Genomic DNA, 12,445 nt, shown 5'->3' with positions numbered 1-12,445 from the left:
AGGCGGCCGCCACGCCCGGGAATGATCACGAGCAGGAGAGTCGGGGCACACGGGGCGACGGGCACGGCACGGGCGGCACGGCGAGAGCACGACGGGCCCGGCCCGGCGCACGGGTTCACGGCCCGTCACGTTCTCCCCACCGCCTGCTCGTACAGCCGCTCCGCCTCCGTACCGAGGACGACGCTGCAGGAGACGCCGGAGGTCATGCCGCCCCGGTCGTGCCCGCCGAGGACGCCGACGACCTGCCCGTCCCCGTTCACCCAGGGACTGCCGCTGGTGCCCCCGCTGAAGCCGGGGCACGCGATGCGCTGCTGCGTGCGGCCGTGCGCGGCGGGCTTGCCGGTGCAGCCGACGGGCGTCTCCCGGGCGTCGGGGTACCCGGTCACGGTCACCGCCACTGCCGCCCTCCTCCTCACCGGCCTCACCACCGCCGCCCACGCCCAGGCCGCGGCCCCGGGCAGCACCTCCGAGGTCACCTGGACCCGCTCCTGCGCCCTGCCCCGCCACCAGGGCGAGATGGCCTGCAACGCCCTGCGCGTCACGGGCGGCCGCACCGCCTTCCAGCAGCAGCACGGCATCTCCGCCCGGGCCGCCGACGCCACCTCCCCCTCCGGCTACGGCCCCTCCGACCTCCGCAGCGCCTACGGCCTGACCTCCGCCGCCGCGAACAACGGCTCCGGCCGGACCATCGCCATCGTCGACGCCTACGACGACCCCGACGCCGAGTCCGACCTCGCCACCTACCGCTCCCACTACGGCCTGCCCGCCTGCACCACGGCCAACGGCTGCTTCAAGAAGGTGAGCCAGACCGGCTCCGCCACCGCCCTCCCCACCCCCGACAGCGGCTGGGCCGGTGAGACGTCCCTCGACCTCGACATGGCGAGCGCCGTCTGCCCGAACTGCCACATCACCCTCGTCGAGGCCAAGTCCCCCTCCATGGCCAACCTGGGCACCGCCGTCAACGAGGCCGTCTCCCTGGGCGCCAAGTACGTCTCCAACAGCTACGGCGGCGGCGAGTCCTCCTCCGACGCCACCCACGACTCCGCCTACTTCAACCACCCGGGCGTCGCCATCACCGTCAGCGCGGGCGACGCGGGCTACGGCGCCGAGTACCCGGCGGCCTCCAAGTACGTGACGGCCGTGGGCGGCACCAGGCTCTCCACGTCCTCCACCACCCGCGGCTGGACCGAGAGCGTCTGGCGGACCAGCAGCACCGAGGGCACCGGCTCCGGCTGCTCCGCCTACGACACCAAGCCCGCCTGGCAGACCGACACCGGCTGCGCCAGGCGCGTGATCGCCGACGTCTCGGCCGTCGCCGACCCGGCGACCGGCGTCTCCGTCTACGACACCTACGGCTCCGACGGCCAGGGCTGGGCCACCTACGGCGGCACCAGCGCCTCCGCCCCGATCATCGCGAGCGTCTACGCCCTCGCGGGCACCCCGTCCGCCGGCTCCTACCCGGCCGGGTTCCCCTACGCGAACACCACCGCCCTGAACGACGTCACCAGCGGCAGCAACGGCAGCTGCACCACCGGCTACTTCTGCACCGCCCGGACGGGCTACGACGGCCCGACCGGTCTGGGCACCCCGGAGGGACTCGGGGCTTTCACCGGCTGACGCGCTTCCCTCCGGTGACGGTCCGTCACCGGAGGGCGCCGCCCGGTGCCGTGGGGGCCCGGAACGGCAGGGAGACGAAGGGGCCGCGGCATCCCAGCCGCGGCCCCTTCGCCGCGCCGGGTAGCCTTCACCCGGAGAACACCGGCGCGACCACTCACCCGACCAGCCGTCAGAAACAGCCCGTGACGGTGGGAAAGGCCGCAAGAGCAGCACAACGACGGAACCACACATCAGGTTCCGCTCAGGCCTCATTGCCCGGCGTGACCTGCCGTGATACACAGAGTGACCATACGATCCCTCGTGCACCGCCCGTCACCTCCCCTAGGGGCCGGAGCGGAACGGTGGCAAGGTATTCGTACGAAACCCGCCAATCAATGACGCCAAGTCGACATCCGACAGCATCATTGTCAGCGAGAATGAGGCCTGACCTCTGCACGACCGCAGAGGATGCGGAACTACCCAACAGGGGGCGGTGACTTACATGCTCTTTGCGGCCGACAAGGGAGACATCAACACCATCATCGGCGGGATCGCTCCGGACTGGGGCCCCTTCGGCAGCCTGGGCAACGAGGCGAAGGTGATGATCGAGGTCGTGATGGCGGTGGCCATCCTGCTCTGCCTCGGCATCGCCATCTGGGGTGCCGCCAAGCAGCGCATCGGAGCCACCGCCCTGCGCGACACCTTCAGCGCGGAACAGGGCAAGGGCCTCATCATCGCGGGTCTCACAGGAGTCTTCATCATCGGCTCCCTCGGCACCCTCTTCACGATCGTGTACGGCATGGCCGTGTAGCCCGGGCACCCCTGCGCCCGCCGGGACGCCCGGTTCGCTCCCCCTCCCCTCCATCCCACCCGCCCGTCGTGCCCACCGGCTGAGGTTGCGTTTCCCTGATGTCGAGTCACCACACCGCGCCCGCGCGGGAACCAGCACGGCTACCGTCGTACGAGGAGTATGAGAAGTACGACCGGTACGAAGTGTTTCCGCACGACGTCGAGGGGGCGTACGCGGCATGAGTCTCGGTGACGACCACGAGTCCTCCGGCGGTTACGCCGGCACGGGCCAGACCCGCACCCGCCTGCCCGACCCCGGCGACGCCTTCGGCGACCCCCGCCGCCGCACCTCGTCCCGCAGCCTCGTCACGGTGGTCGGCGTGGTGGTCCTCCTGATCGCAGCAATCGCCTTCGCCAACCGGGGGGGCGGCGACACCGAGAGCAGCGGCTTGGGCGGAGACAACGCGGGCAGTTCCCCGACGGCGCCCACGGGGCAGCGACCGGTGAAGTCGAAGACCGGCGACATCGCCACGGGCTACGCCCACACCGAGCAAGGCGCCCAGTCCGCAGCCACCAACTACGGCATCGCCCTCGGGTCGGCCGACATGTACAACCTCGAAAAGCGGCACGCGATCGTCAACACCGTGTACGCACCCGACATCGCCGCCGCGCAGCTACCCGAGTTCGACCAGGTGTACTCGAAGGAGAGCTTCCTGGAGAAGCTCGGCCTCACCAAGGACGGTGCCGCGCCGGGCGGCCAGACCTTCGTGTCGCGCGTCATCCCGGTCGGCACCAAGGTCACCTCCTACAAGGGCAGCACCGCCTCGGTCGCACTCTGGTACACCTCCCTCTTCGGCCTGTCGGGGGAGGCCTCCAAGAACCCCGTGACCGAGAGTTGGTACACCACGACCTACCAGCTGAAGTGGGCCGACGGTGACTGGAAGGTCACCGACTTCACCCAGAAGGACGGCCCGGTCCCGGTCGGGCGCGACCAAAGGGCCTCCACCGCGGAGGACATGAGCAAGGCCGTCGAGGAGTACGGAGGGTTCACCTATGCCCGTTAGGCATCACGTACTCAAACTCGGCGCCGCGGTCGCAGCCGTGCAGACGGCCACGGTCCTGCTGGCCACCCATGCCTTCGCCGCTCCCACACCCTCCCCGTCCCCCAGCAACAACGCCTGTGATCTCCTCCGGGGCGAGGCCCGGGAGATCTGCGAAGGCGACACCGGCAGCGGAAGCGGCAGTGGCACCTCCCGCCTCGACCCCACCTCCACCCTCGACCCCCTCTCCTCCCTCGCCAAGGGCTGCGCCGACGCCGCCTCCTGGACCGTCGACAAGCTCAGCGACGCCGTGAAGGAGACCGCCAACGTCGACTTCACCAACCCCAAGTTCCTCCAGCAGTACGCCGTCGTCTTCGCTGCCTCGACGGTCCTCACGCTCCTGCTCTGGCTCCTGGCCGTCGCCAAACGAGCCGTCCGCGGCGTCCCCATGACCACCGCCCTGTCCGAAGCCATCGGCTTCCTCTGGCTGACCGTCCTGGCCTCCGCCTTCACCCCGCTCATCCTCTACACCGTCGTCTCCGCCACCGACGGCATCACCGAGGTCCTCGCCAAAGCCACCGGCGACCAGACCGACGCCTTCTTCGGCACCTTCTCCGAAGCCCTCAAGAAGGACGATGACATCGGCGGCGGCCCGATCATGCTGATCGTCGTCTCCCTGGTCAGCATCCTCGCCGCCGGAGTCCTCTGGCTGGAGCTCGTCATCAGGGCCGCGCTCCTCTACGTCGGCGCCCTCCTCGGCACCGTCGTCTACGCCGGCCTCGTCGACAAGAACCTGTGGGGCCACGTCCGCCGCTGGGCCGGCATCATGATCGCGGTCATCCTCATCAAGCCGGTGATCGTCATCGTCCTCGGCCTCGCCGGCGCACTCTCCGCGGACGACGGCCCGAACGCCTTCTCCGCCGTCGTCTCCGGCTTCGCCATCATCCTGCTCGCCATCTTCGCCAGCGCGATGATCTACCGCTTCGTCCCCGGCTTCGGCGACGAGATCGCCGGCTCCCGCAACAACCGCCTCATGCAGGGCGCCGAAGGCAAGGCAGCGGCCGTCATCAGCTCCCCGGCATCCCTCGTCGCGCAGGGCATCAAGACCCACAGCTCCCGCGCCGACAACAACGGCGGAGGCAGCCAGTCCTCCGCCCCCCGGCCCAGCAACCCCGCTTCCGGCGGAGTCGCCGCGCACAGTGCGCGCACCTCGAACGGCGGCGGCGGATCCGTCCCCTCCGCCGCACCCGCCCCCCGTTCGAGCAGCCCCGTCAACACTCCCCACGCCAGCAACACCCGCAACAGCAGTACCAACCGCACGGGAGGTGAAGGGCGTTGACGACCGAGTCCCACGTGTCCCATCCGGTCACGCCCCGCCGGACATATCTGATCGGCCGCGCCCGGCCGAACGCGATCATCGGCCGCAACCGCGAGACCGGCGAGATCGCCCTGATCGTCGTGGGCGCGTTCCTCGGCATGATGTGCGGGCTCCTCGTCCCGGTCCTGTCGCTGCGCATCGTGCTGCTCGCCGGGTTCCCGATGCTGGCGCTGGCCGCGGTGTACGTGCCGTACAAGCACCGCACCTTCTACAAGTGGTTCGAGATCAACCGCAGCTACAAGCGGACCCTCAAGCAGGGCACCACCTACCGCTCCACCGCGATCGAGGCCGGCACCCGGCTGGACGGCAAGGAGATCGAGGTCGGCCCGCCCCCGGGCATCGGCCGCATCACCTGGCTGGCCGCCCCCTTCGGCCCCGACGAGATCGCCGTGCTCCTGCACGCCGACCGCAAGACCGTCACCGCCGCCATCGAGATCGAGGGCCCCGGCGTCGGCCTGCGCGACAGCGAGGACCAGGAAGCCCTCGTCGACCGCTTCGGCACCCTGCTCAAGCACGTGGCCAACGGCGACGGCTTCGTCACCCGCCTGCAGATGCTGGCCCGCACCCTCCCGGCCGACCCGGACGCCCACGCCAAGGACGTCGCCGTCCGCGGCGACGACAAGGCCCTGCCGTGGCTCCAGGAGTCCTACGACCAGCTCCAGTCGATGGTGTCCACCAGCAGCGAGCAGCACCGCGCCTACCTCGTCGCCTGCATGCACTACACGCGCGACCTCGCCGCCGAGGCCAACGCCATGGCCCGGGCCGCCCGCGCCCACGGCGGCAAGGTCGACCGGGACGCCGGACTCGCCGTCGTCATGGCCCGCGAGCTCACCGACATCTGCTCGCGCCTCCAGGAGGCCGACATCCGCGTCCGGCAGCCCCTCGGTCAGGGACGGCTGTCCTCACTGATCCACTCCATGTACGACCCGGACCACCCCATCGACCACATCCAGGCGATGACCAAACGCAACGCCTGGCCGGCCGAACTGGACGCCATGGAGCCCACCTACCTCCAGGCCAAGACCCGCGAGTCCTCCACCCGCGCCCCCTGGTGCCACGCCACCGCATGGGTGAAGGAGTGGCCGATGACCCCCGTCGGCGTCAACTTCCTCGCCCCGCTGCTCGTCCACACCCCGGACGTCATCCGCACGGTCGCCGTCACCATGGACCTCGAACCCACCGAGGTCGCCATCGAGCGCATGCTCACCGAGAAGACCAACGACGAGGCCGAGGCGTCCCGCGCCGCCAAGATGAACCGCACCGTCGACCCACGCGACGTCGCCGCGCACTCCCGGCTCGACCAGCGCGGCGAGGACCTCGCCAGCGGCGCCGCCGGCGTCAACCTCGTCGGCTACATCACCGTCAGCTCCCGCAACCCCGACGCCCTCGCCCGCGACAAGCGGACGATCAGAGCCTCGGCCGGAAAGTCGTACCTCAAGCTGGAATGGTGCGACCGCGAGCACCACCGCGCCTTCGTGAACACCCTTCCCTTCGCCACCGGCATTCGGAGGTAGGACCTGATGCGGGACCCGCTGTCCGTCCTCACCGACGCCTTCACCTCCTTCCTCTTCGGAAAGGTCGAGACGACCAGGCTCCCGGTGCGCACGTCCACGGGCCAGGCCCAGGCGGTCTACCTCCCGACCGCCGCCCCCGGCCTCGGCGACTCCGGCGTCATCATCGGCCGCGAGGTGTACTCCGGAAAGGGCTACATCTACGACCCCTTCCAGCTCTACGGCCAGCAGCTCCCGGCCCCCCACTGGCTGGTCCTCGGCGAGTCGGGCAACGGCAAGTCGGCGCTGGAGAAGACGTACGTCCTGCGCCAGCTCCGCTTCCGCGACCGCCAGGTCGTCGTCCTGGACGCCCAGGGCGAGGACGGCGTCGGCGAGTGGAACCTCATCGCGCAGGAGCTGGGCATAACTCCCATCCGCCTGGACCCGATGGCGGCCCTGGACATGGGCATCCGCCTCAACCCGCTCGACCCCGCGATCACCACCACCGGCCAGCTCGCGCTGCTCCGGACGATCATCGAGGTCGCCATGGGCCACGGCCTGGACGAGCGTTCCGGCTTCGCCCTCAAGGTCGCCCACGCCTACGTCAACGAGACCATCGTCGACCGCCAGCCCGTCCTGACCGACATCGTCGAACAGCTTCGCCACCCCGAACCCGAGTCGGCCGAGGCGATGAACGTCGCCATAGACGACGTACGGGCCTGGGGCCTCGACGTCGCCCTGGTCCTGGACCGGCTCGTCGACGGTGACCTGCGCGGCATGTTCGACGGCCCGACGACGGTCGGCATCGACCTCGACGCCCCCCTCATCGTCTTCGACCTGTCCCACATCGACCGCAACTCCATCGCCATGCCCATCCTCATGGCGATCGTCGGCGTGTGGCTGGAGCACACCTGGATCCGCCCCGACCGGAAGAAGCGCATCTTCCTGGTCGAGGAGGCCTGGCACATCATCAACAGCCCCTTCGTCGCCCAGCTGTTCCAGCGCCTGCTGAAGTTCGGCCGACGCCTCGGCCTGTCCTTCGTGGCCGTGGTCCACCACCTGTCCGACGTCGTGGACGGCGCCGCCGCCAAGGAAGCGGCGGCCATCCTCAAGATGGCCTCCACCAGGACGATCTACGCCCAGAAAGCCGACGAGGCAAGGGCTACCGGCCGGGTCCTCGGCCTGCCCCGCTGGGCCGTGGAGATCATCCCGACCCTCACCCCCGGCATCGCCGTCTGGGACGTCAACGGCAACGTCCAGGTCGTCAAACACCTGGTCACCGAGACCGAACGCCCCCTGGTCTTCACCGACCGCGCGATGACCGAGTCCTCCAACGACCTCGCGGACGACGCCCTGCACGCCGCCGAACTGGAGGCGGAGGAGCGGGCCGCGGCCTTCGTGGAGCATCACCTGGGCGACTCCGAATCGACGGTGGCGTAGGCGGCAGGGGAGGACACGTGAGACCGGACGACCGCCACACCCAGCGGGACGGCCAGGGAGGCATCCCCGACGGCCTGCTGGTCGGCATACTCGCGTTCCTCCTCGGCATGACCCTCCTGGTGTGGACGGCCACCGGCCTCGCCGCCTGGTTCGCCCACGGCTCCTGGCCACCCGGCGTCACCTTCACCCGCACGCCCCTCGCCATGCGCGCCCTCATCGCCAAGCCCCACGACATCCCCGGCGCCTGGCCCGACACACCCCCCGGCGAACTCTCCGGCTACGGCCTGTTCTGGGGCCTGTTCATCGGCCAGCTGATGATCCTGGTCGTCCTGACGGTGTTCGTGATGGGCACACTGGCCCGCTGGCGAGCGGTTCGCGCCCGACGCCGGGAGGAGCGGCTGTCGCACGCGGCAAGCGCACCAGCCCTCCAAGAGCAGCCGGCACCGCACCCGCACGGCACGCCGGCCCCTGGACAGCACGGGCCGGCGACATTGGCACATCACGCGGCCGCGACACCCGCACACCACGAGGCAGCCGCGCCGAAAGCGCACGAGGTGGCCGCGCCGGCACAGCACGAAGTACCCACCCCCCGCCGCGCGGCCCCGGATCCCACCCCCGTACCAGAAGCCACCGCACCCCTCACCCCGGCAGCAGCCGCACCTCACACGACCCCGGCTCCTCTGTTCGGCCAGGAACGGGTCGGCGGGTGGGAAAAAGTCCTCGTGGCCCCAAGGGAAACCCGTCAGGCCACCGCCACCCAAGCGGTAGCCGACGCGGAAGGCCCCGCCCTGGTCGTCACCTCCAACCCCGCCCTCTGGCAGGAGACCAAGGACGCCAGAGCCAAACTCGGCCCGGCCCACCTCTACGACCCCACCCACCTCTGCAACACCCCGTCCCGCCTCCACTGGTCCCCCACCACCGGCTGCGAGGACCCCCGGACCGCGGCGACAAGGGCCACCGCCCTCCTCACCCCCGTACGCCCCACCGCCAAACTCGACCAGGCGGTCAGCGACACGGCCACCACACTCCTGCGGAGCTACCTGCACGCCGCCGCCATCGACGGCCGCACCATCCGCCACGTCCACCGCTGGTCCCAGGGCACCCAGATCCAGGACGCCGTACGCATCCTCCGCACCAGCCCCAAAGCCGCCCCCGGCTCCGCCGGCGAACTCGAAGGCGCCCTCACCGCCCACCCCGAACGCCGCGACATGGCCCAGCAGCTGACGACCCGTGCCCTCACGGCCCTCTCCACCATCAACATCCGCGAGGCCTGCACTCCCAACCGAAATGATGCACTCGCCTTGGATTCCTTCGTCCACGAAGGGGGCACGCTTTATGTGGTGGGGGAATCCATCGAGGACCCCAGGACGAACCCGGGCGCGATGCCCTTCCTGACGGCCCTCGTCTCCAGCGTGGTCGAGCGCGGCCGGCACATGGCCGAACGGTCATCGGCCGGTCGCCTCGACCCACCAATGACGCTCGTCCTGGACGACGTCGCGGCCGTGGCCCCGCTTCCCCAGCTCCCGGAGCTGCTGGCCACCGGAGCGGACCGGGGCATGCCGACCCTGGCCCTGCTCCGGTCCCGCGAACAGGGCCGCGCCCGCTGGCCTCACGACGAACTGCCGGTCCAGTGATCCGCGGCGCACCGGCGCGCCGCCCCCCTCACTCCCGCTCGAGGACGAACTCCAGCTCCCGCTCCCCGGCATCACCCAGCGGCACCGTCAGCCCACTCGGCAGGAACCCCGCCCGCCGGTAGAACCGCTGCGCCCGCCCGTTCTCCTCGTGCACGATGAGCCGCACCCGCTCCAGACCCCGCCCCCACGACCACTCCAGGGCCGCGTCGAACAACACCTCGGTCAGCCCACTCCCGCGCTCCTCGGGCCGTACGAACACGCCGACCACATGCCCCTGCTTCCGCTCCACCGGAAACCCGGCCCAGTCGGTCGTCCCGGGCTCCTCCACGAGCACGGTCAGCGTCCCCACCCACCGCCCGTCCGGCCCCTCGGCGATGATCTGCTGGGCCTTGTCCGCCCCCTCGGCGGCCCCCGCCGTCCGCTCCTGCCAGAAGGAGTCCGGCCTGGCCGCGGCCTCCTCGTACGTCTCAAGGAACGCCAGGTGCGCCACCGGGTCCCGCAGCGCCACCAGCCGCAGCTCCTTCGCCGCAGGCCACTCATCAGCACGCACGGACCGGATCACATAGCTCATGCGGGCCACGGTAGTACCCGGGTACGACCCCCCTCACCCCGATTACCGCCGCCGGTCCGACGACCGCCGCCCCCGCCCGCACGAGCATCGAAGCATGCTGACGGCACACGAACTCACCAAGCGCTACGACGACCGGACGGTCGTCACGGACCTCTCCTTCACCGTCCGCCCCGGCACCGTCACCGGCTTCCTCGGCCCGAACGGCGCCGGCAAGTCCACGACCATGCGCATGCTCCTCGGCCTCGACGCCCCCACCCGCGGCCACGCCACCGTCGGCGGCCGCTCCTACGCCGCCCACCCCGCGCCCCTCACCGAGGTCGGCGCCCTGCTGGAGGCCCGCTCGGTCCACCCCGGCCGCACCGCCTACCACCACCTGCGCGCCCTCGCCCACACCCACGGCATCCCCCGCACCCGGGTCGAGCAGGTCCTCGGCCTCACCGGCCTGACCGACGTCGCCCACCGCCGCGTCAAGGGCTTCTCCCTCGGCATGGGACAACGCCTCGGCATCGCCGCCGCCCTCCTAGGCGACCCCGCCACCCTCATCCTCGACGAGCCAGTCAACGGCCTCGACCCGGAGGGCGTGCTGTGGATCCGCAACCTGCTGAAGTCCCTCGCCGTGGAAGGCCGTACGGTCCTCGTCTCCTCCCATCTGATGAGCGAGATGGCCCTCACCGCCGAGCACCTGGTCATCATCGGCCGCGGCCGCCTCCTCGCCGACACCACGGTCACCGACTTCGTACGCCACTCCGGAGCGGGCGCCACGAAGGTCGTCACCCCGGACGCCACCGCCCTGGCCGATCTCCTCACCGCGCCCGGCGTCGACATCACCACCGACGCCCCCGGCACCCTCCAGGTCCGCGGCACGGAGCCCGAACACATCGGCCGCACCGCAGCGGCCCACGGCATCCCCCTGTACGAACTGACCCCCGGCTCCGCCTCCCTGGAGGAGGCCTTCATGGACCTCACCCGCGACGCGGTGGAGTACCCGGCGACCCTGCAAGGAGCGGCAGCATGACCACGGCACCCCTCCCCTACCGCGTGACCCCGGCCCGCGTCCTGCGCTCCGAGTGGCACAAGTTCTGGACGCTGCGCTCCACCTGGATCACCCTCGTCGTCACCAGCGCCCTCACCGCGGCCATGGGCGCGGGCCTCGCCGCCGCCTACGACGGCACGGGCGAAGGCGGCATGGACACGGTCCTCTTCGTCCTCCTCGGCACCCAGTTCGCCCAGATCAATCTCGGCGTGCTGGGCATCCTCGCCACCGCCGGCGAGTACTCCACGGGCCAGATCCGCGCCACCATGACGGCCGTCCCCCGCCGCCTGCCCGTCCTGTGGTCCAAGGCCGCCGTCCTGGCCGCGGTCGCCCTCCCCCTCACCCTGGCGACGAACCTCCTCACCTTTCCCCTGGCACAGTCCTTCCTCACGGGCACCGACCAGGCGGCCTCCTTCGGCCACCCCGGCGTCCTGCGCGCCCTCGCCGGCAACGCGGCCGGACTCACCCTCCGCGCCGTCCTGGCCCTCGGCATCGGCGCCCTGGTCCGCTCGGTCCCGATGGCCATCGGCGTCTTCATCGGCCTCATCATGATCCTGCCGGAGGTACTGGCCGTGCTCCCCTACGCGTTCGTCGACGACGCCGCCCGCTACTTCCCCGGCAAGGCCCTGGAGGCCCTCACCACCGCGCAGTCGATGCCCGGCACGTCGACACCCGGCACCGCCCTCCTGGTTATGGCCCTGTGGACGGCGGCCGTCCTCACGCTCGCCTCGGCGGTCCTGCGCCGCCGGGACGTGTGACGCCCCGGCACCGGAACCCCGACGATGGACCCCGTGACGGAAAACCGGGCGCCGGAGCCCCTCACCGAGTACGCCCACCGCCTCACCCGCAGGGTGCGCGCCTTCGACCGACGCCACCCGCTGCTGTGGGACCTGCACTTCACCGCTTTCTGGGTGACAGCCGCCCTGATCGACTACGCCGGCGGCGGCTGGCGCCACAACGCCCACAGCCTCGACGTCCCCGGCTGGCTGCTCCTGACCATGAGCCTCGGCCTCTCGGTCCCCCTCATGTGGCGCCGCACCCACCCCGGAGCCGCCCTGGCCGTCCGGCCCCACCGCGAAGGCCGGCACCCAGGAGGACCCTCGCCTCACTTCCCTCACCGACCGGGAACGCGAGATCCTCACGGTCATCGGCCAGGGCTGGACGAACACGGAGATAGCCACGCGCCTGCACCTCGCCGAATCGACGGTGAAGACCCACGTGGGCCGCATCCTCGCGAAGACGGGCTCCCGCGATCGCATTCAGGCGGTCATCCTGGCCTATGACACGAAGCTGGTTCAGTCGTCGTGACAATGCCCTGAAGCACAGCCTGAAACCCTGCCCTAAACGCAGAAAACCCCGCATCCGAAGATGCGGGGTTTTCCCAAAAATTGTTCGGCGGCGTCCTACTCTCCCACAGGGTCCCCCCTGCAGTACCATCGGCGCTGTAAGGCTTAGCTTCCGGGTTCGGAATGTA

10 protein-coding genes, 1 rRNA gene and 3 pseudogenes are annotated in these 12,445 nt (G+C 70.8%); 11 read left to right on the top strand and 3 right to left on the bottom strand.

The window, feature by feature from the left end:
* Positions 1-125 precede the first annotated feature (125 nt).
* Positions 126-401, bottom strand: a pseudogene (locus AB0937_RS09690) (serine protease); the annotation flags it as partial.
* Here AB0937_RS09690 and AB0937_RS09685 point away from each other — a divergent pair.
* From AB0937_RS09685 to AB0937_RS09655, 7 genes are all read left to right on the top strand, one after another.
* A complete protein-coding gene (locus AB0937_RS09685) occupies positions 343-1,617 on the top strand; it encodes a S53 family peptidase (protein WP_366710683.1) in 1,275 nt (424 codons plus the stop codon). The pseudogene AB0937_RS09690 and the gene AB0937_RS09685 sit on opposite strands and share 59 nt — an antisense overlap.
* Before the next feature lie 481 nt (positions 1,618-2,098).
* Positions 2,099-2,407 (top strand): hypothetical protein, encoded by a 309-nt coding sequence (locus tag AB0937_RS09680; RefSeq protein WP_003991275.1) that lies wholly within the window; start codon positions 2,099-2,101, stop codon positions 2,405-2,407.
* A 217-nt stretch (positions 2,408-2,624) separates the two neighbouring features.
* A complete protein-coding gene (locus AB0937_RS09675; protein WP_366710682.1) occupies positions 2,625-3,449 on the top strand; it encodes a hypothetical protein in 825 nt (274 codons plus the stop codon).
* Positions 3,439-4,764: a hypothetical protein gene (locus AB0937_RS09670; protein ID WP_366710681.1), complete on the top strand. Its 1,326-nt coding sequence runs from the start codon at positions 3,439-3,441 to the stop codon at positions 4,762-4,764. The genes AB0937_RS09675 and AB0937_RS09670 overlap by 11 nt, the downstream gene beginning before the upstream one ends.
* Positions 4,761-6,317, top strand: a complete 1,557-nt coding sequence (locus AB0937_RS09665; protein ID WP_366710680.1) for an SCO6880 family protein — start codon at positions 4,761-4,763, stop codon at positions 6,315-6,317. Before AB0937_RS09670 ends, AB0937_RS09665 begins: the two co-directional genes overlap by 4 nt.
* A gap of 6 nt (positions 6,318-6,323) precedes the next feature.
* On the top strand, positions 6,324-7,733 hold the full coding sequence (locus AB0937_RS09660) for an ATP-binding protein (protein WP_366710679.1): 1,410 nt from the start codon (positions 6,324-6,326) through the stop codon (positions 7,731-7,733).
* Positions 7,734-7,750: 17 nt separating this feature from the next.
* Positions 7,751-9,367, top strand: coding sequence for a type IV secretory system conjugative DNA transfer family protein (locus AB0937_RS09655; RefSeq protein ID WP_366710677.1), 1,617 nt, complete (start codon positions 7,751-7,753; stop codon positions 9,365-9,367).
* Positions 9,368-9,395: 28 nt separating this feature from the next.
* On the opposite strand, the gene AB0937_RS09650 is transcribed toward AB0937_RS09655, so the two are convergent.
* Positions 9,396-9,938, bottom strand: a complete 543-nt coding sequence (locus tag AB0937_RS09650) for a GNAT family N-acetyltransferase (protein ID WP_366710676.1) — start codon at positions 9,936-9,938, stop codon at positions 9,396-9,398.
* 94 nt (positions 9,939-10,032) lie between these two features.
* On the opposite strand from AB0937_RS09650, the gene AB0937_RS09645 reads away from it, so the two are divergent.
* From AB0937_RS09645 to AB0937_RS09630, 4 genes and pseudogenes are all read left to right on the top strand, one after another.
* On the top strand, positions 10,033-10,953 hold the full coding sequence (locus AB0937_RS09645; protein ID WP_366710675.1) for an ATP-binding cassette domain-containing protein: 921 nt from the start codon (positions 10,033-10,035) through the stop codon (positions 10,951-10,953).
* Positions 10,950-11,729 (top strand): ABC transporter permease, encoded by a 780-nt coding sequence (locus AB0937_RS09640; protein ID WP_366710673.1) that lies wholly within the window; start codon positions 10,950-10,952, stop codon positions 11,727-11,729. The genes AB0937_RS09645 and AB0937_RS09640 overlap by 4 nt, the downstream gene beginning before the upstream one ends.
* A gap of 24 nt (positions 11,730-11,753) precedes the next feature.
* Positions 11,754-12,032: pseudogene (locus AB0937_RS09635) on the top strand (sensor histidine kinase); the annotation flags it as partial.
* A gap of 31 nt (positions 12,033-12,063) precedes the next feature.
* Positions 12,064-12,279: pseudogene (locus AB0937_RS09630) on the top strand (LuxR C-terminal-related transcriptional regulator); the annotation flags it as partial.
* An 82-nt stretch (positions 12,280-12,361) separates the two neighbouring features.
* On the opposite strand, the gene rrf reads toward AB0937_RS09630, so the two are convergent.
* Positions 12,362-12,445 (bottom strand): 5S ribosomal RNA (gene rrf / locus AB0937_RS09625); the annotation flags it as partial.

This window comes from Streptomyces sp. NPDC047880 (assembly GCF_040706515.1).
GTDB lineage: Bacteria > Actinomycetota > Actinomycetes > Streptomycetales > Streptomycetaceae > Streptomyces.
Note: the sequence above shows the minus strand (reverse complement) of the source record. Positions and strands in the feature narration are given on the sequence as shown.